This is a genomic window from Actinoplanes sp. G11-F43 (assembly GCF_050589265.1).
GTDB lineage: Bacteria > Actinomycetota > Actinomycetes > Mycobacteriales > Micromonosporaceae > Actinoplanes.
Genome location: NZ_JBNZCE010000021.1, coordinates 32,866 through 51,152, shown reverse-complemented (window position 1 = coordinate 51,152; position 18,287 = coordinate 32,866). Strand labels below are relative to the sequence as shown.

At 72.0% G+C, this 18,287-nt stretch carries 15 protein-coding genes; 9 read left to right on the top strand and 6 right to left on the bottom strand.

Annotated features, from left to right (window positions below; all coding sequences use genetic code 11):
• Nucleotides 1–23 precede the first annotated feature (23 nt).
• Together ACQ0O7_RS25005 and ACQ0O7_RS25000 are read left to right on the top strand one after the other, a co-directional pair.
• Nucleotides 24–533 carry a DoxX family membrane protein gene (locus ACQ0O7_RS25005; protein ID WP_430784823.1) on the top strand — a complete coding sequence of 170 codons (510 nt, stop codon included), beginning with the start codon at nt 24–26 and terminating at the stop codon, nt 531–533.
• A 70-nt stretch (nt 534–603) separates the two neighbouring features.
• Nucleotides 604–1,932: a glycosyltransferase 87 family protein gene (locus ACQ0O7_RS25000; RefSeq protein ID WP_430784821.1), complete on the top strand. Its 1,329-nt coding sequence runs from the start codon at nt 604–606 to the stop codon at nt 1,930–1,932.
• Nucleotides 1,933–1,982: 50 nt separating this feature from the next.
• On the opposite strand, the gene ACQ0O7_RS24995 is transcribed toward ACQ0O7_RS25000, so the two are convergent.
• A complete protein-coding gene (locus ACQ0O7_RS24995; RefSeq protein ID WP_430784819.1) occupies nt 1,983–2,909 on the bottom strand; it encodes an AraC family transcriptional regulator in 927 nt (308 codons plus the stop codon).
• A 132-nt stretch (nt 2,910–3,041) separates the two neighbouring features.
• On the opposite strand from ACQ0O7_RS24995, the gene ACQ0O7_RS24990 reads away from it, so the two are divergent.
• A complete protein-coding gene (locus ACQ0O7_RS24990) occupies nt 3,042–3,410 on the top strand; it encodes a putative quinol monooxygenase (RefSeq protein WP_430784817.1) in 369 nt (122 codons plus the stop codon).
• Here ACQ0O7_RS24990 and ACQ0O7_RS24985 read toward each other — a convergent pair.
• From ACQ0O7_RS24985 to moaC, 4 genes are all read right to left on the bottom strand, one after another.
• Entirely contained in the window at nt 3,397–3,813 is a 417-nt protein-coding gene (locus ACQ0O7_RS24985) for a molybdenum cofactor biosynthesis protein MoaE (RefSeq protein ID WP_430784945.1), read from the bottom strand. The two genes, ACQ0O7_RS24990 and ACQ0O7_RS24985, sit on opposite strands and share 14 nt — an antisense overlap.
• 35 nt (nt 3,814–3,848) lie before the next feature.
• Complete coding sequence (locus tag ACQ0O7_RS24980) at nt 3,849–5,072, bottom strand: molybdopterin molybdotransferase MoeA (RefSeq protein ID WP_430784815.1); 1,224 nt, start codon at nt 5,070–5,072, stop codon at nt 3,849–3,851.
• Nucleotides 5,073–5,144: 72 nt separating this feature from the next.
• Nucleotides 5,145–5,642 (bottom strand): MogA/MoaB family molybdenum cofactor biosynthesis protein, encoded by a 498-nt coding sequence (locus tag ACQ0O7_RS24975; RefSeq protein WP_430784813.1) that lies wholly within the window; start codon nt 5,640–5,642, stop codon nt 5,145–5,147.
• Entirely contained in the window at nt 5,615–6,097 is a 483-nt protein-coding gene (gene moaC / locus ACQ0O7_RS24970; RefSeq protein WP_430784811.1) for a cyclic pyranopterin monophosphate synthase MoaC, read from the bottom strand. The genes ACQ0O7_RS24975 and moaC overlap by 28 nt, the downstream gene beginning before the upstream one ends.
• Nucleotides 6,098–6,446: 349 nt before the next feature.
• Between moaC and ACQ0O7_RS24965 the strand changes: the two genes are divergently transcribed.
• The 5 genes from ACQ0O7_RS24965 to ACQ0O7_RS24945 all read left to right on the top strand — a co-directional run bounded on the left by ACQ0O7_RS24965 (nt 6,447) and on the right by ACQ0O7_RS24945 (nt 12,195).
• A complete protein-coding gene (locus ACQ0O7_RS24965; protein ID WP_430784809.1) occupies nt 6,447–8,942 on the top strand; it encodes a putative bifunctional diguanylate cyclase/phosphodiesterase in 2,496 nt (831 codons plus the stop codon).
• Nucleotides 8,939–10,126 carry a glycosyltransferase 87 family protein gene (locus tag ACQ0O7_RS24960; RefSeq protein ID WP_430784807.1) on the top strand — a complete coding sequence of 396 codons (1,188 nt, stop codon included), beginning with the start codon at nt 8,939–8,941 and terminating at the stop codon, nt 10,124–10,126. The genes ACQ0O7_RS24965 and ACQ0O7_RS24960 overlap by 4 nt, the downstream gene beginning before the upstream one ends.
• A gap of 1 nt (nt 10,127) precedes the next feature.
• Complete coding sequence (locus tag ACQ0O7_RS24955) at nt 10,128–10,517, top strand: zf-TFIIB domain-containing protein (RefSeq protein ID WP_430784805.1); 390 nt, start codon at nt 10,128–10,130, stop codon at nt 10,515–10,517.
• Nucleotides 10,518–10,620: 103 nt separating this feature from the next.
• Nucleotides 10,621–11,607, top strand: a complete 987-nt coding sequence (locus ACQ0O7_RS24950; RefSeq protein WP_430784803.1) for a hypothetical protein — start codon at nt 10,621–10,623, stop codon at nt 11,605–11,607.
• 261 nt (nt 11,608–11,868) lie between these two features.
• Nucleotides 11,869–12,195 carry a YbaB/EbfC family nucleoid-associated protein gene (locus ACQ0O7_RS24945; protein WP_430784801.1) on the top strand — a complete coding sequence of 109 codons (327 nt, stop codon included), beginning with the start codon at nt 11,869–11,871 and terminating at the stop codon, nt 12,193–12,195.
• A gap of 179 nt (nt 12,196–12,374) precedes the next feature.
• On the opposite strand, the gene dnaB is transcribed toward ACQ0O7_RS24945, so the two are convergent.
• Nucleotides 12,375–13,835, bottom strand: a complete 1,461-nt coding sequence (gene dnaB / locus ACQ0O7_RS24940; protein WP_430784799.1) for a replicative DNA helicase — start codon at nt 13,833–13,835, stop codon at nt 12,375–12,377.
• Nucleotides 13,836–14,395: 560 nt separating this feature from the next.
• Here dnaB and ACQ0O7_RS24935 point away from each other — a divergent pair.
• Nucleotides 14,396–18,268, top strand: a complete 3,873-nt coding sequence (locus ACQ0O7_RS24935) for a hypothetical protein (protein ID WP_430784797.1) — start codon at nt 14,396–14,398, stop codon at nt 18,266–18,268.
• The last annotated feature ends 19 nt before the right edge of the window (nt 18,269–18,287 follow it).

The following is an 18,287-nucleotide window of genomic DNA, read 5'->3' as shown; positions in this document are numbered from 1 at the left end:
CGTGTTGCGGGTATAACCAGGACATGAGGCCCGTACGCACCGCTGCCCGCGCCATGCTCGGATCGATCTTCGTCCTCGACGGTGTCCGAGCCCTGACCAGTCCGGAGACCCGGGCCGAGTCGGCACGCCCGCTCGCCGAGAAGGCGCGCCCGCTGCTGGAACGGACCGATCCACGCCTGCCCACCGACCCGGTGACCCTGGTCCGGGTGAAGGGCGCCGCCGACGTGCTGGCCGGTCTCGCCCTGGCCACCGGACGGTTCACCCGCCCGGCCGCCGCGGTGCTGGCCGCCGGTCTGGTGGCGCACACCGTGTCCGGTTCGGGTGGGCGGGACGAGAAGCTGCGTGATCTCGGGCTGCTCGGTGGGCTGCTGCTCGCGGCGGCCGACACCGAGGGCCGTCCGGGGCTGCGTTATCGCACGTCACACGCGGTGGAGCGGAGCCGCCGGTCGGCGCGGCGGGCCGTGCGTACCGCCCGCCGGGAGGCGAAGATCGCAGCGGTCTCGGCCGCCACTGCGCGTAGATTGCCCGGCTAACAACCTTCTTGCGGCCTTTGCGTTAAAGCGGGCGAGGGGCCCGCGCCGCCCCCGAAACGGGGGTCGCGCCATGCCGGCGAACAACAGACGATGGGTCGCGCTCAGCGTCCTGGTGACGGTCGCCGTCATCACCTTCGCCCTTCATCGGTACGGGTTGAGCACGCTCGCCGCCCATCACCAGTCGATCCGGGACTGGCTGGGCGGGGAGGGCCTCTACACCTCGCCCGGCGCCGTCCCACCACCCGCGCTCGCCGTCCTGCTCACGCCGCTCACCCTGCTGCCGGTCCCGGTGGCCGGCTGGCTGCTCGCACTCGCCGGGGCCGTCGCGCTGACCGCTGTCGCACTGGTGGTGGCCGGACCGGTGGCCCGCCGGTACGGGCGCCGGCGTACCCCGTACGTCCTCGGTGTCGCGGTTCTGGCTCTGCTCGCCGAACCGGTCCGCGCCACCGTCGGCCTCGGCCGCCCGGAGTTGCTGGTCCTCGCACTGATCGCCGCCGACCTGGTCGCGTTGCGCCGGGCCGCCCGGAACCGGCATCGCGCACCGGCCCGGCACACCCGCATCCGTCGGCTCCCGGACGGCACGGTCCTCTCCCGGCTGACCACCCGCCGGCCCCGCCCCGGCCTGGAACCGTCCGCGCCGGGCCCACTGCGCCGCGCATGGACCGGCGGCGCCTGGGCCGGTGTCGGCACCGGGCTGGCCACCGCCCTGAGCGCCACGTCCCTGCTCTTCATCGCCTACCTGGTGATCACCCGGCAGCGGCGGGCCGCCGGCCTCGCCCTGGTCACCACGGCGGTGGTCGGGCTCGGCCTGCTGCTCACCGTTCCCACCGAGACCCTCAGCTGGTACGGCCACCTGATGTGGGAGATCGACCGTCCCGCACCGGTCAGCGACCCCGGCAACCAGTCGCTGGCCGGGGTGATGGCCCGGTTGTACGGCTATCCCGCCCCGCCGATCCTGGTGTGGTTCTCGTTCGTCATGCTGCTGCTCGCCGTCGGGCTGATCCGGGCCCGCACCGCGCACGCCGACGGGGACGAGGTGGCCGCGTTCACCCTGATCGGGCTGACCGCGGCGGTCATCGTGCCGGTCAGCACCAGCGCCGAGCGCCTGTGGCTGCTGCCCGCCGTGCTGATCCTCGCCGACTCCGGCCTGCGCCGCCGCCGGCGAGTGCGGCTGCCGCGCTCGGCCCGTTTCGCCGGCGCCGGGTGTCTGCTGGCCGCCACTCTCACCTACCTGATCGCGATGGTGATGCCGTCCTGGTCGCTGGCGTGGAACATCCCGGCCCTGACGATGATCCTGCTGATCAACATCCTGCCGTCCCGGCACGCCACGCCCCCGATGCCGACCGGCCGGCGCCGTCCACAGCGCCGGGCCGCCATCCCGATGCCCCGCGGCGGCTGACCGTGTGGTGATCTGCGGCTCGATGCGAGCCGCAGATCACCACACAGCACTCAGCCCGCGGTGCGGGAGCTGACCCGGTAGCGGCCCGGCGGCTCGGCCCGGGAGCGGTGGAAGGCCCGGTTGAACGCATAGACCGAGGTGTAGCCAACCGACCGGGCGATGCTGTCGATGGTGTCGTCGGTGTCCCTCAGCCGCCGGGCCGCGAGATCCATCCGCCAGCGGGTCAGGTAGGCGCCGAGACTCTGCCCGATCACCGTCTGGAACCGCCGGGCCAGCGTCGCCCGGGACACCGCCAGCTCGGCCGCGAGAACCTCGGTGGTCCAGGCCCGCTCCGGCTCCCGGTGCAGCCGGCCGAGCGCCTCCGTCATCACCGGATCGTGCAGGGCGGCCAGCCAGCACCCCTCGACCTCGGCCGGCCGGCTCTCCAGCCACACCCGCAGCAGCTGGATGAGCAGGATGTCGACCATCCGGTCCAGGATCACGGCGGTCGCCATCCGGGGCTCGGCCAGCTCCCGGGCGAGCAGCCGGACGGTGTCGCCGAGACTCGTCCCGCCGCTGTCCGCGGCGAGGTGCACCACCTCCGGCAGCAGCGTCAGCAACCGGGTCGACACCGCGGGGTCCTGCCGGTAGGTCGCGCCCAGGATCCGGGTCCGCACCTCGCCGTCGCCCAGCCGCAGCACATCGCCGCGCTCCCGGGCCCGGGCGGCGGCGGTCACGTCACACGCGTAGATGTCGGCGCCGGGCACGCTGGCCATGGTGTGTGCGGTGCCCCGCGGCAGCAGCACCACGTCACCGGGCAGCACCTGCACCGGCGGCCGGGACCCGACGGTCAGCCAGGCCGCGCCACCGGTGATCGCGTAGAAGCCGGCCTCCGCCGCCTCCGCCCAGCGCACCCCCCAGGTGCCGCCCGCCTCGACCCGGGCTCCGATCGCGCCACGCACACCGGACAGCGCGAGCACGTCCGCGACAACATCCATGGCGTTGATCGTACGTCGCAATCAGGCTCGGCAGTTGAGACGATCAGACAAAGACCTGCACGTCAGAAGCATCGACCGTGTCATCGGGCCTACCTACGCTGGGCTTATCAACGAATCCGGAGGAGACTTCGCATGACCACCACCGACATCGTCCCGGACGGCCTCGTCCCCGCCGACATCCTGACCGCGGAGACCCCCGTCGCCGTCTACGCCGAGATCCGGATCCGGCCCGACCGGGACGCCGACTTCCGCGCGCTGATCGACGCGACCGTCCCGCTGGTACGCGCCGAGGACGGCCACGAGCAATACGAGGTGCACGCCGCCAAGGGCGAACCGGGCACCTACGCCCTCTACGAGCGCTGGTCCTCCGGGCTCGCCCTGGCCGCGCACGTGCGGCAGCCGTTCATGCTGGACTACTTCGGGCGGCTGCCGGAGATGCTGGCCGGAGAGTTCGAGACCCGGTGGCTCGTCCCGGTTCGGATCCCCGCTACGGGCAGTTGACCCACTCCTCGTTGCCGTCCTGGAAGACCTGGCGCTTCCAGATCGGCAGGCGGGCCTTCGCCTCGTCGACCAGACGGGCGCACGCGGCGAACGCAGCCGCCCGGTGGGCCGTGCTCACCGAGGCGACCAGGGCGACATCGCCGATCCGCAGCGTGCCGATCCGGTGCGAGACCGCCACCGCGTAGACCGCCGGGTCGGCGGCGATCTCCTCGGCCACCTCCCGAAGGATCGCCGCCGCGGTGGGATGACCCTCGTACTCCAGCAGGGTGACACCCCGGCCGTGATCATGGTCGCGGACCACACCCTGGAAGGAGACGACCGCTCCGGCCCGCGGGTCGGCGACGGCCGCCTCGTGGGCGGCCAGGTCCAGAGTCTCGTCCAGGACTTCGACAATCGCCACCAGGCCCGGTGTCGGGGTGCTGGGCGCGGAAGAGGTGGTCACGGGCGCTCCCCGGGAGTCAGCGGAAGGGGCAGGAACGGCACCGGGTCACCGGCCGCGACCTGGACGCCGGGCCGGACCACGGCGAAACCGTGGGCGTTGGCCAGGCCGCGCAACATCGCCGAGCCGACATGACCGACCGGCGTCGCGGTACGGCCGGTGGTGTCCAGGGCGGCCAGCGCCAGGTGGGTGAACCCGCCCCGGCCGGCCACCGGGGCACCGGCCAGCACCGACGGCAGCGGTGGCAGAGCCCGGCCCTGGAGCCCGGCAAGCAACGGCGCGACCAGGGTGACCAGGGCGATCACCGCGGACTGCGGGTTGCCGGGCAGGCCGGCCAGGAAGCGCGGGCGCCCGTCCGGGCCGGGCACCCGGGCCAGCAGCATCGGGAAACCGGGACGAACGGCCACCGTGTTGACCAGGTACGTCGCACCCAGCTCGGCCAGCGCCGGATGCAGGTGGTCGACCGGGCCGTTCATCGTGCCGCCGGTGGTGCAGACCAGATCGGCGGTGTCGAGCGCGGACCGGATCGCGTCCAAGTGGGCGTCGAGGGTGTCCTTGACCGGGCCGGTCACCGTGCCGACGGACGCGCCGTACCGGCGCAGCCAGGCCGGCACCTGCGGGCCGAGGGAGTCGCGGACCCGGCCGGCGCCCGGCGTGCCCGAGGTGAGCAGCTCGTCGCCGAAGACCAGCAGTGCGGCCCGGGGCACGGCACGGACCGACAGCGACTCGTATCCACAGGTCGCCGCCACCCCGATGACCGCCGGGTCGACGGGCGTGCCGGCCGGGAAGAGCTCCTCGCCGAGCCTCGCCTCCTCGCCGGGCATCCGCCCGTCCGGGACCGGGCCGTTGCGCGGTTCCCCGGACACCCGGCCGTCGGCGCCAGTCACCGAATCCTCGATCCGGACCAGGGCGGTCGTGTGCTCCGGCACCATCGCGCCGGTGGCGATCTCGACGCAGGTGCCGTCCTCGGCCAGCGGCGCCGGGGTGCCGCCGGCCAGCACCCGGCCGACCGGGCGCCACGGCCCGGTGCCGCGCACGGCCCATCCGTCGATGCTCGACGTCGGGAAGGCGGGCAGATCGGTGAGGGTGCGCAGCGGCTCCGACAGGGTCCGGCCGTCGGCCTCACCCAGCGGAACGTCCTCCGCGCCACCCGCCGCCGCCAGGCCCGCCTGATAGGCGAGCGTGCGCGCCAGTTCCCAGTCCACAGGGGTCGACTCGGTCACCGCGAAAGCCTAGCGGTCCCCAGCCCGCGTGGTCACTTGCGGTGCGCTCCGCGCCGGAAGTGACCACGCGGGTTAGTGGTCGCCGCCTCGGATCTGGTCGACCGTGTGCGACAGGAGGGGGCCGAGCACCGCCAGGCCGTCCTTGGCGCCGCCGGCCGAGCCGGGCAGGTTGACGATCAGGGTCCGGCCGGCCACCCCGGCGAGTCCCCGGGACAGCGCCGCGGCCGGCACCGTCTCCCGGCTGTGGGCGCGGATCGCCTCGGCGATGCCGGGGATCTCGAAGTCGAGCAGGCCACGGGTGGCCTCCGGGGTGCGGTCGGTCGGGGTGACCCCGGTGCCGCCACTGGTCAGCACCACGTCGACACCGTCGCTGATCGCGGTGCGCAGCGCCTCGGCGACCGGTTCCCCGTCCGGCACCACCACCGGGTCACCGACCTCGCATCCCAGTGAACGGAGCCCGGCGACGAGGCGGGGCCCGCTGGTGTCGGCGTAGACCCCGGCGGCGGCCCGGTTCGACGCCACGATCACTCGCGCGGTGATGGTCACGGCCGGTCCTCCGGGCGTACCCAATCGCCGGTCTTGCCGCCTTCCTTGCGCAGCACCCGGATGGCTTCCAGGCTGGCCGCGGGGTCCACCGCCTTGATCATGTCGATCATCGCGAGGCCGGCGGTGGCGACCGCGGTGAGCGCCTCCATCTCGACGCCGGTCCGGTCCGCGGTCTTGGTGATCGCGGTGATCTCGACGGTGGTGGCGGTGGTCTCCAGTTCGACCTTGACCCCGTGCAGGCCGATCGGGTGGCAGAGCGGGATCAGGTCGGGTGTCCGTTTCGCGCCCATGATCCCGGCGAGGCGGGCCACCGCGAGTGCGTCACCTTTCGGCAGACCGTCCCGGAGAAGGAGTTCGATCACTTCCGCGGTGGTCTGGACGCGGCCGGCGGCGACGGCCCGGCGGTCGCTCACCGCCTTGGCGGAAACGTCGACCATGCGCGCGGCGCCGGTGTCGTCGACATGGGTGAGTCGGGTCATACCGGGAGCTTAGTTCTATGCCGTTCACATCTCGTCCACACAGCTCAGGGGAGGTGGGAAATAGAATTCAGGGCCAGTGAATGGCGCGATTCTCATCGCATTGAGTTCCCATTCAGACGCGTTCCGTAACGATAACCCGTACGGTTCTCGCATTCTGCGCATAGCGACACGATCCACTTGAAACAGACACTCCCCGCAGCATAACTTTTCTCCGTCAACGCCAATTACCAGCAGAAAAGGGAGAAAAGCCATGATCGGCGAAAAAGAGTGGGGCTGAACATCAAACCCCTATGAATTACCCTCATCCTTGAGCGACGATGCGATAGCACTCGGCGACGACAAGGATCTGATGTCTCAAGACCGAAACGTCGACAACGTGACCGATCAGCGGCTCCGGCTGCTCGTCGGTCTCGTCGTCGTTCTAGGGGTCTGCGCCGCCGCCGGATTCGCGGCCCACGCGTTGCGCGACCCCGTCCCCACCCCGCACCCACTGGTCCTCGCCGGCCTCTGCGGAGCGCTGGTGATCGCCAAACGGGTCCGGGTCTACGTCCGGGTGCAGTCCAACCTCGACAGCAACACGTGGGGCGAGGTGCCGGTCCTGGTCGGGCTCACCCTCGTACCGGCGCACTGGGTGGTCTTCTGTGCCATCGCCGCCTCCCTGGTGATCCGCTGCCTGGCCCGCGCCGGCCTGCAGAAGAACGTCTTCGCCGTCGCCAAGGACACCCTGACCACCGGTGCCGCCGCCCTGGTCTTCCTGGCCTTCGGCGTCCGGGCCGACCTGGCCGATCCGTCCTTCCCGATGCTGCCGATCGTGGTGGCCCTGGCCACCTTCATCGTCGTCGACCACCTGGCGTTCGTGCCGGTGCTCTCCGCGGCCACCGGGGTCCCGCTCTGGCAGGTGGCACTGCACGACTGGGTCAGCAAGGCCATCCTGCACCTCGGCGAGCTGGTCGCCGTCCTGCTGGTGGCCGGTGTGCTGGCCACCGGCACACACCCGCTGCTCCTGCTGAGCGTCCCGCTCGTTGTGGTGTGCATGCACCTGTGGCAGTCCCGCAGCGTCCGCACCCGTGAGGAACGGGAGTCCTGGCAGCGCCTGGCCAAGGCCACCGACGAGCTCAACGCCGTCGACCTCACCCAGGTCCTGCACTCGGCGACCACCCGGGCGGCACAGATCTTCTCCGCCGCCGAAGCCGCGATCGACCTGTCCGCCCGGACCGTCCGGGCCACCGAGTCGCAGATCCTCGCCGACGGGCCGCCGGCCGCCGCGACGCCCGCGCCACCCGACGAGACCACCGTCGACCTGGTCGCGCACGACGGCAGTGTGCGGATCGGGGTGCTGCGGCTGCGGTTCGGCGGCGCGGTCCGGCTCACCGAGGTCGAGCAGTACAAGCTGCGCACCTTCGCCTCCGCGCTGTGCACGGCCATCCGCAACGCCCAGGCGTACGCCGAACTCGCCCGGATCGCCGCCGAGAACGCGCACGCCGCCACCCACGACCCGCTCACCGGCCTGGCCAACCGCCGCCGCCTGTACGAGCACGCCGAGCAGCTGTTCCAGGCCACCTCGCACTCCGGGCTCTTCGCCCTGCTGATGATCGACCTGAACCACTTCAAGGAGGTCAACGACACCCTCGGGCACGCCGCCGGCGACGAGGTGCTGCGTCAGGTGGCCGCCCGGCTGCGGGACGCCGCCGCCCCCGGTGACCTGGTCGCCCGGCTCGGCGGCGACGAGTTCGCGGTGCTTCTCACCGGGCTGCCGACACCGGCGCTCGCCGGGCACCGGGCCACCGGCATGCTCACCGCGCTGGAGGCCGACATCGAGGTCGAGGGCATGCGGCTCACCGTCGAAGCGGCCGGCGGCATCGCCCTGGCCGCCGGCACCGGAGGCACCGAGGAGCTGATGCGCCGCGCCGACATCGCGATGTACCAGGCGAAACGCGCCGGCGAGCAGACGTTCGTCTACGCACATGCCCGGGACACCGCCGATCTGGGCCGGCTGATGCTGACCGGGGAGCTGCGGCGGGCGGTGGCCGAGCACGAGTTCACCGTCGACTTCCAGCCGATCGTCGATCTGGGCACCGGCGAGGTGGTGGCGGCCGAGGCGCTGGCCCGCTGGCACCATCCCGAGCAGGGCAGTCTCAGCCCGGTGCAGTTCCTGGAGACGGTGGAACGCTCCGGGCAGCTGCCGGCGTTCGCCGACGCGGTGCTGGAGCAGTCGCTGCTCGCCCGGCAGAGCTGGCGGGACGCCGGTTTCGACCTGCCGGTCGCGGTCAACGTGTCGCCGCGCAGCCTGCTCGACCCGACCTTCCCCGGCGCGGTGCTGGCGATGTTGAGCCGCCACGACGTACCGGCGAATCGCCTGGTCCTGGAGTTGGCCGAGACGCTCACCGTCAGTCAGCTCGACGTGGTCGAACGCACCCTCGCCGAACTGCGCGACGCCGGGGTCCGGCTGGCCATCGACGACTTCGGCACCGGCGTCTCGTCACTGTCGGTGCTGTCCCGGATCCCGGTGCACCAGCTCAAGATCGATCGGGAGTTCGTGGCCGGGGTGGAGACCTCGGCGGAGGCGGCCGCGGTCATCCGCACCACCGTCGACCTGGCCCGGAATCTTCACCTCACGGTGGTCGCCGAAGGGGTGGAGAGCGAGCCGCAGCGGCGTGCCCTCTGGGCCCTGGGCTGCCTGGCCGGGCAGGGCCACCTGTTCGCCCGGCCCTACTCAGCGGCCCGATTCCTGGGCGTCCTGCAGCGTGGTTCGGGCGGACGGCCCGGTGTGCTGGCTGTGGCGCTGCACGACGAGGGCTCGGTGGTCCGCCTTCCGGTCCGCCGTCTGCCAAACTTGCCCGCGTGATCAAGCTGTCGGACCGGGCCCTCGACCTGCTCCTCTACGCGTTGTCCGCGGTCTTCGCACTGGTCACCGCACTGACCTCGACGTTGCTGCCGCACCGGGCGTGGGGTGCGGTGGCGGCCGGCGGCTACCTGGCCGCGGCCCTGCTCGTCTACCTGGTGCGCCGCCGGGACCTGCTGACCTGGGCGGCCTGGGGCGCGGTGGCGCTGCTGCCGATGGTCCTCCAGGCCGTGCAGCGGGCCGGCGGGCGCACCGACCGGGCCCAGGAGGAGGTGCTCGTCGTCGAGCACATGGGCGAGTCGCTGCTGAGCGCCGGCACGCCCTACCTGAGCCGTCCGGAGATCGCCGCGATCCCGATCGATGAGCGCCTGCTCGGCTACCGCCCCTACCAGCCCGGCATGTCGATCTTCGGGCTGCCGCGGGCGGTGGCCGGCGACTTCTGGTGGACCGACGCCCGGATCTGGTTCGCGGTGGTCACCGCGGGCGCGCTGGTCACCGCGTTTCATCTGGTACGCGCCACCCAGCCGGTACGTGCACTCCAAGCCGCCACCGTCCTCCCCGTGACGGCGCTGACGCTGGCGACCGGTGGGGACGACATCCCCGTCCTGGCGCTGTGCCTGCTCGCCCTGGCGCTCGTCCACGCCGGCCGCCCCGGGTGGGCCGGTGTGGCCGTCGGGGCGGCCGCCGCGTGCAAACTGTTCGCCCTCCCGGTGGTCGCCGTCCTGGTGATCCTGGCGCTCTTCACCCGATCGTGGCGGCTGCTCCCGGGTGCTCTCGGGCTCCCCCTGCTGGCCCTGCTGCCGCCGCTGCTGGTCAACGCCGACGCACTGATCGAGAACGTGTTCCGGTTCCCGCTCGGGCACGGCCTGGTCACCAGCCCGGCGCAGTCCCCGTTCCCGGGATATCTGATCTCGCAGCTCGAACCGGGCGGCCGTTACGTGGCGATGGGCCTGCTCGGGCTCGCCGCCGCGGTGATCGGGATCCTGCTGCTGCGCCGTCCGCCACGCACCGCCCGGTCGGCTGCCCTCTTCTGCGGATACGGACTTCTCACCGCGATCCTGCTGATGCCGACCACCCGTTTCGGATACCTGCTCTACCCGGCCGCACTGGTGTTTTTCGCCCTGGCACTCAGCAAGGACACAGCTTCTTCGGCTGCACAGCGCGACACAGCCTTGTACCGTCATTGAAATGCATATGACCTGTCCCAAGTGTCACGGCGAGATGCGGGTCTACGAGCGCAGCGGCGTCACGATCGACCAGTGCACCGAGTGCCGCGGAATCTTCCTGGACCGTGGCGAGCTGGAGAAGCTGTTCGCCGTCGAGGCCAACTACAACCGTTCCCAGGGCGGCCAGGTCCCGCCTCCCCCTCCGGCCCCACACCAGCCCCCGCACCAGCCGGGCTACGCGCCTCCGCCCCCGCCGCCCGGTTACGGGACACCCGGCTACGGAGCGCCCCGTCCGGGTGCCTACCCGCCCCCCGCACCCGCCTATGGGCACCACGGGCACTACCGGCACGGTGGGCACGGGCATCACGGGCACTACCGTCGTCGTAGCTTCCTGCACGGCCTCTTCGACTGAGCCGACACTTCGGCCCGTGTCCTTCTGCCGCGTCGTGACGTCGGCAGAACGCGGGTGAGAAGGTGGATGCGGCCGGCATGCCCGACATGCCACGGTGTGTCGTATGCCGGCCGATCCCGTCGAAGTCGCCGCCCGTCTCGTCCGTGACCGATTCCCGGACGCGCACGCCGCCTTTCTCGGCGGCAGTGCCCCGACCGCCCGCCGGACCCGCTGGTCCGATCTGGACGTGGTGGTCGTGCTCGACGGTCCACCCGCACCGTTCCGGGAGACCACACGCCATGACGGCCAACTCGTCGAATGGTTCGTGCACACACCGGACTCGTTGCGGCACTACTGGCGCCAGGACGCCGGCCGGCGCCGCACGCCGCTGTTACGCATGGTCGCCGAGGGCATCCCGCTGATCCCGGCGCGTCCCGGTGAGATCTCCACCCGGAACCCGGCACATCCCGGTGAGGCCCCTGCCCAAGCCCCGACCCGGCCTGGCGAGGCCCCTGCCCGACACTCGGGTCATGTCGGCGAGCCCTCCGCCCACGACCTGCCCCAGCCGGGCGCGGCTCCCGCCCTGAACCCCTCCCAGCCCGGCGGGCCCCCTTCGCAAGACCCGGCCTGGCGCGGTGAGCGGACTGGGCGGAACGCGGCCTCGCCCGGGGAGTTGCCGGAGCCAGGCTCGCGGGGGCGGGGGTATCAGGCCGAGGCCGTCGCTCTGTTGGCGGCGGGGCCGGCGGCTCCGGGCGCCGCTGCCGTCGACTACCAGCGCTATCTGGTCACCGACCTGCTCGACGATCTGCGCGGTGCCACCGATCCGGTCGAGATCGCCTTTCTGGCGGCCACCGTCGTGCTCGCCGCCTCCGATCTGCTTCTGCTGGCCGAGAACCGTTGGTCGGCCCGCGGCAAGTGGCTTCCCCGGCGGCTCGCCGAAGTGGCGCCGGAGTTGCCCGGCCGGCTGGCCGCCGGACAGCGGGCCGCGGTGGCCTGGGGCGATCGGGCACCCCTGGAGTCGGCCGTCCGGACTGTTCTTGATCACACTGGCGGCCCACTGGGGGAGGGCTTCCGGGTCGCCGGGACGATTCCGGCTCCGCACACACAGTGATTCGAAACGACGATACGGAATCGTCCACATTGCTGGCTTCGAGCCTTGTGAACGCGTCAATTTTCACGACTGTAATCAAAAGACGAACGTGGTATTGATCACGCTTAGTAATCACCAAACGGAGTCACGCCGTCACTTTAGAGCGAGATATTTCGATAAGGCTCTCTTTACGTGTGCGTTACGAAGTTATCGGAATACGCAACGTCGCCGATCTTGGGTATTGTCACGTCGCCCCCCTGTCGCGGCGAAGGAGGAAGAACCGTGACTGAAACTGCCGATACATCCCTGCAGACCGACCTGCAAGACACCTACGGGCGGTATGAGGAGCTTCGTTCCGGTGTGGACGAACTCCAGCGCAGCCTGGCGACCATGCAGGTCAGTGCCGAGTCCGAAAACGGCGTGGTGCACGCCACAGTGGACGCTGCCGGGAGCCTCGTCGGACTCCGGCTCGATCAGCAGGCCTGCCGGGAATGGAACGTCGACACCCTGGCCCGGGTGATCGTGGAAACCGTGCAGAACGCGTCGGCCGGCAAAACCCGACAGATCGAACAGCTCGTCACCAATCACCGCCCCGACGAGGACGCCTGAACAAACCGCGACTCGTCTTTCCCCTATTCGCCCGACGAACTCCGGCCAGCCTCACCAGTCGGCGCCCACCCCCGCGCCCGGCTCCCCGACCTGCCGGATCCGGTATCCGTGCCGGGCCGCTCGTTCCCACCCACGAACACCGCGACCCGGCGCAACACCCGCACACCGAAGATCAGAGATCAGATGGCCATGTCGACGAATCGCGACAGGTGCAGCTGAGCGGCCACCGTGATCGTGTCGGTCGGCCCGTTACGGTGCTTGGCCACGATGAAGTCGGCCTCACCCGCACGCGGCGACTCCTTGTCGTAGTAGTCGTCACGGTGCAGCAGGATCACCACGTCGGCGTCCTGCTCGATCGAGCCGGACTCACGCAGGTCGGACAGCTGCGGCCGTTTGTCGGTGCGCTGCTCGGGACCACGGTTCAGCTGGCTCACCCCGATCACCGGGCACTCGATCTCCTTGGCCAGCAGTTTCAGGCCACGGGAGAGCTCCGAGACCTCCTGCTGACGGCTCTCGGTCTTCTTCGGCGAGGACATCAGCTGGAGATAGTCGATCACCAGCATCTTCAGGTTGTGCCGTTGTTTGAGACGCCGCGCCTTGGCCCGGATCTCCATCAGGTTCATGTTGGGTGTGTCGTCGACGAAGATCGGCGCCTGACTGATCTCGCCCATCCGCCGGGCCAGTTTCGTCCAGTCGTCGTCGGACAGCTGCCCCGACCGGAGTGTGTGCAGCGGCACCCGCGCCTCGGCGGAGAGCAACCGCATCACCATCTCGATCTTGCTCATTTCCAGCGAGAAGATGGCGCTGGCATGGCCGTGCTGGATCGCCGCGTTGCGGGCGAAGTCCATGCTGGCGGTCGACTTACCGAGACCGGGGCGTCCGGCCACGATGATCAGCTGGCCGGCATGCAGCCCGTTCAGCAGCCGGTCCAGGTCGGCGAAACCGGTCGGCACACCGGACATCACGCCACCGGCCGCGCCCACCGCCTCGATCTCGTCGAGGGTCGGCTGGAGCATGTCACCGAGAGCCGCGTAATCCTCGCTGACACGTTTCTCGGTGACGTCGTAGATGGCCTGCTGCGCGAGGTCGACGATGTCGTCGACGTCCCGGCCGCCGCTCCCACCCGTACCGTAACCGAGTTGGACGATCTTGGTCCCGGCCTCCACCAGGCGGCGCAGGATGGCCCGCTCGGAGACGATCCGGGCGTAATACGACGCGTTCGCCGCGGTCGGCACGCTCTCGATCAGCGTGTGCAGGTAGGGCACACCACCGATGCGCTGCAGCTCACCGGAGTCGGCGAGGGCCGCGGCCACGGTCAGGGCGTCGGCCGGCTCACCGCGACCGTACAGATCGAGGATGACGTCGTAGATCGTCGCGTGCACCGGCCGGTAGAAGTCGTTGACCTTGAGGATCTCGACGACGTCGGCGATGGCGTCCTTGGAGAGCAGCATGCCGCCGAGCACACCCTGCTCGGCCGCGACGTCCTGTGGCGGCGCCTTGTCGAAGCCACCGCCACCACCGCCCCCGCCGCCCTCCTGCGGACCCTTGCCCTTGCCACCGCCCCCGTTGAAGGAGCCGCCCCCGCCCCCGGACGCGGCCGGCGGCCGTGCCTCATGCCTCGCGTCGTCGGTGATCGACACCCGGACTCCCCCTCCACTCGGCCACGCGCTCGGACGATCGAACCGCCTCGGTCAACCCGCCTCGGTCAACCCGCCTCGGTCAACCCGCCTCGGTCAACCCGCCTCGGTCAACCCGCCTTGGTCAACCATTCGACCCGATCAAGTCCGCACGTGAGGCTGGACCACTCTACGAATCCGGTCGGCCCCGGCCCAACTGGCGCGGTGGACAAGCCTTGGGACAACCTGTGGACAGCCCGGACAACTCCTGTGGGTAGCCCTGTGCACACCGTGTGGATAACTCTTGGGGACAACGAACCCGACCAGGTGTTTCGCTCGCTACTCCTGTGGAGGGCAGAAAAGGTTCTGGATCTGCGGAAATACCGACTCGGGTGAGCAATCCGTCGCACTGAGGCGTTGCGGTTCCGTCTCGCGCACGTCACCCTTTCCAGGTGGACCAACGGGAGTGGGACTACGGCACCCGCATGTCGCGCAGTCGGCGCGCTGCGGGTTCTTGGTCCACCCGGGAACCGGAGGTCCAGGAGCCGGAGCCTCGTTGGGCCTCCCTCACCGACACCGGGAGCATGGCTCCGAGCGACGAGGCCCTCACCTGGCAGCGCCGCGCCGACGACTGGGCCCAGCAGGCCGAGGTCGAGCCGTACAACGGCGGTGGCGGCCAGGAGATCGAGCCGGCGAACAGGTGGTCCTCCGCCGAGGTGAGCACCACCGGCCGGCCCACCTTCCCCGCTGACGGTGTCGGCTGGCGCACCGAGACCGCCGAGTGGCGGGCCACCGGGGCGCGCTGGCGGCAGACCACCGAGTGGCGTTCGTCCACCGGCTCACACGTGTGGCGTTCCACCACCGAGGCCTGGCAGGACGAGGAGGACGGCGCTCCGAGACGGGAGCAGGAGGCGATCTCCGGCACGGCTTGGCCGACCCCCGGCACCGACTCCGACGGTGACAGCGCGTCGACACCGTCCTGGCGGCAGTCGGCGGCCGATCAGACCCCGTCGTGGCGGCAGTCCCGGGCCGATCCCGGCCCGTCCTGGCAGCAGCCCCGCTCCGACTCCACCCCGTCGTGGCAGGAGCCGCGTTCGGAGTCCACGCCGTCCTGGCAGGAGTCCCGCTCCGAGTCCACGCCGTCCTGGCAGCAGTCCCGCTCCGATCCGGCCCCGTCCTGGCAGCAGTCCGCCCGCTCCGAGCCGGCACCCTCCTGGCAGCAGCCTCGATCCGAGCCGACCCCGTCGTGGCAGCAGCCCCGGTCCGAGCCCACGCCGTCGTGGCAGCAGCCCCGGTCCGAGCCGACCCCATCGTGGCAGCAGTCGCCGGCACCGGCCGCCGAGCCGGCCCCCTCCTGGCGGCAGTCGTCCGACCCGGCGCCGTCCTGGCGGCAGACCGAGCCGGAGACCCCGTCGTGGCAGCGCACCGATCCGGAGGCGTCCGGGTCCCGGCGGCGCCGCCCGGACGGGCCGGCCGCGACCACTCCGGTCGAGCAGACCTGGTCGTCGGGCAGTTCCTCCTGGCAGCAGCCGTCCGCCTCGACTCCGTCGTGGCAGCAGACCTCCGCCCGTACGCCCGCGTGGCAGCAACCGCAGCAGACGCCCTCCTGGCAGCAGCCGTCCGGCCCGGCGCCGGCCCGGCGCCGTGACGAGGACCAGACCGGTGCCGCCCGCTCGGGCCGTGCCGACCGGCCCGAGCCCGGGGAGAACACCGGCGGCATCACCCGCTGGGAGCGCACCGACGCGCCCGGCTGGCAGCGGTCCGCGGCCGACGACGCCCGGCATCTGGTCCGCGAGGACGACCGGGCCGCCTGGCGCCGGGACAGCGAGCGCCCCACCCGGGTCGGCCGCCGCCGGGCCGCCGAGAGTGGTGCCGCGCCGTCCGGAGGCACCGGTTGGACCAGCGGTTCCGACGGGGACAACTGGGCCGGGCACACCGACACCGGCAGCATCCCGGCCTTCATCGAGCCGGACGACGGACCGGCCGCGCCGAGCTGGGGCACCCGCTCCGGTGGGCCGTCGCGACGGGACCGGCGGCGGGCCGCCGAGCAGGAGCGCCCCGAGCTCACCCGGCCCGACTCCGGCCGCGCCGGCCAGTCCCGCACCGACATCGGCCGCCCGGATCAGTCCCGGACCGACATCGGCTGGCCCGACCAGTCCCGCACCGACATCGGCCGGCCCGACCAGTCCCGCACCGACATCGAGCGTCCCGGCCTGTCCCGCATCGACGTCGGCCGTCGCGGTGGCGCCGCGCCCAAACGGGGCAAGCCGCGCTACAACGCGAATCCCACGAACTGGCGCGAGGACACCTCCTCGTGGGATGCCGACCAGGACACCAGCAACTGGACACGGGACCCGGACACCGGCCAGTGGAGCCGGGCCGAGGACGACCCCCGGGTGCTCGCGTGGCGTGCCGAGGCCGCCCGCCGGGAGGCCGCCAAGGGGGAGCCGGAACCGGAGCCGGAGGAGGAGCCGACCGGCCGCCGGGCCCGCCGGGCCGACCCGTCCGGTGGGGTGCCCGGTGGTCCGCTGCCGAGCAGTGCGATCCCGTCCGGCGGTGGCCCCGGCTGGGCGGCCGGCGCGGTGCCGAACGAGGCGCCGTCCGGCGGCATGCCCCGCAACGCCCTGCCCGGCCCGGCCGACGAGGACCAGGGACGCCGCCGCCGTGGCGCCGACCCGGACCGCACGGGTGGCCGCCGGCGCGCGTCCGATTCCTGGCAGCAGGACTCCGGCCCACAGCGGCCCGCCGACGCCTGGCAGAGTCAGCCGGATCCGCGGCAGAGCCGTCAGTACCGGCGCATCGAGATCGAACCCGAGGACTACTCCACGCCCGACGACGGGCGTCCCGGTCCGCGGCCGCCGCAGTGGCAGGATCCGGGTCCGGATCCGCGCCGTTCCGGCTACCGGGACGAGCCGCCCGACCAGTCCGGGTATGGGCAGTCCTATCCGCCGCCGCAGCAACCGCCTCGGCGCAGCGGGTTCGGCAGCGCCGCCCGGGAGCTTCCGGCCGGCCCCTCGGCACAGCAGCAGCGGCCCGGCTACGGCGGTCCGGCCCGGGAACTCCCGGCCGGCCCGTCCGCGCAGCAGCCCTCGCGGGCGCCGCGGGAGTTGCCGGCCGGCCCGTCGGCGTACGCCGCGGGCGACCCGGGCCAGTGGTCCGACCGGGAACGGCCGCAGCAGCCCCCCACACGGCCGGTCAGTGGTCCGGCCTGGCCCGCCCAGGAGCGGCAGCAGCCGGAGCCGCAGCGGCCCGGCTACGGCGCTTCCGGCACCGATTCCTGGCTCGATCAGGAGGGGCGGCAGCAGCGCCCGGGCGGCGGCTCGTCCTGGATCGAGCAGGAACGCCGGCAGCAGGCTCCGCAGCGCCCGGCTGGCGGCGAGCCCTCGTGGCTCGACCAGGAGCGGCAGCAGCAGTCGCCGACCGCACCGGTCAGCGGCCCGTCCTGGCTGGAGCAGGAGCGGCAGCGGCAGCGCCCGCAGTCGGGCCCGTCGTACGGCGGTCCCCGGATCCCCACCCAGTCGCCCGGCTACGACGCCCGTGAGCTGCCCGCCGGCAGTTCCGCGCCGAGTTGGTCGGAGCAGCGGAAGCCGGCGTACGGCGGATCCGAGGATCTGACCGCGCGCTGGCCGGACCCGCTCGCCGAGCAGTCCGGCCGGGGTGGCTACGACAATCGTGACGAACCGCCCTCACCCGATGGGGGCGGATTCGGCGGCCGTCCGCCTCTCACGGACTGGCTCGCCGCGGAACGCGCCGAACGGCGCGGGACGACCGGGTACCGCACGGGCGCCGGGCAGGACGGTGAGACCGACTGGCGTCGAGAGTTGTCCGGAGATCCGGCGGAAGGAGAGTCCCGCCGTTACAGCACGTCGGACTTTCCTCCCTTTCGGCCAAGTGGGTCAGCCTCGGTCGACGGAACGTCGAACCTGGCCCTGAGCTCCACCTCGGTGATCTCCACCGAGCCCGGCGCGGCCGCACGCGCGGGTGGCGGAACCGCCCTCGCCGTCGAGGAGGACACCTCCTGGCCGCCGCGCCGGTCCACCGGCGCGTTCCAGGGCACCGGATCGTACGAGCGCCGCCCGGTCAGCGACGACTACTTCACCACCGGCGTCAAGCAGAACGATCTGCTCGATCCGGATGACGACGAGGAAGAGGAGGACAACGGCAGCCCGCTCGCCGCGGTCGGTTACACGGTCGTCTGGTACGGGGTTCCGGTGGTCCTCTTCGTCGCCGGCATGCTGGTGCTCAACACCGGTGGGAACAACACCGCGCTGGACACGCTCGCCGGGGCTCTGCCGCAGTTCGGCATCTCGCTGGTGCTGAGCATGCTGGTCGCCTACGGCCTTCGTACGGCCACCACGTCCTGGAAGTCGGCGAGTGTCGGCCTGGCTGCGGCGGTCGTCGGCGGCGGCCTGGCGACGGTGCTGAGCTCGGCGATCACCGGCAACAGCCTGAGCTGACCCGGCCGAGGCCGAGAAC

Coding starts and splice junctions, on each gene's coding strand:
- ACQ0O7_RS25005 (WP_430784823.1), top strand. CDS start 24: ATGAGGCCCGTACGCACCGCTGCCCGCGCCATGCTCGGATCGATCTTC.
- ACQ0O7_RS25000 (WP_430784821.1), top strand. CDS start 604: ATGCCGGCGAACAACAGACGATGGGTCGCGCTCAGCGTCCTGGTGACG.
- ACQ0O7_RS24995 (WP_430784819.1), bottom strand. CDS start 2,909: ATGGATGTTGTCGCGGACGTGCTCGCGCTGTCCGGTGTGCGTGGCGCG.
- ACQ0O7_RS24990 (WP_430784817.1), top strand. CDS start 3,042: ATGACCACCACCGACATCGTCCCGGACGGCCTCGTCCCCGCCGACATC.
- moaC (WP_430784811.1), bottom strand. CDS start 6,097: ATGACCCGACTCACCCATGTCGACGACACCGGCGCCGCGCGCATGGTC.
- ACQ0O7_RS24965 (WP_430784809.1), top strand. CDS start 6,447: ATGTCTCAAGACCGAAACGTCGACAACGTGACCGATCAGCGGCTCCGG.
- ACQ0O7_RS24955 (WP_430784805.1), top strand. CDS start 10,128: ATGCATATGACCTGTCCCAAGTGTCACGGCGAGATGCGGGTCTACGAG.
- ACQ0O7_RS24950 (WP_430784803.1), top strand. CDS start 10,621: ATGCCGGCCGATCCCGTCGAAGTCGCCGCCCGTCTCGTCCGTGACCGA.
- ACQ0O7_RS24935 (WP_430784797.1), top strand. CDS start 14,396: ATGGCTCCGAGCGACGAGGCCCTCACCTGGCAGCGCCGCGCCGACGAC.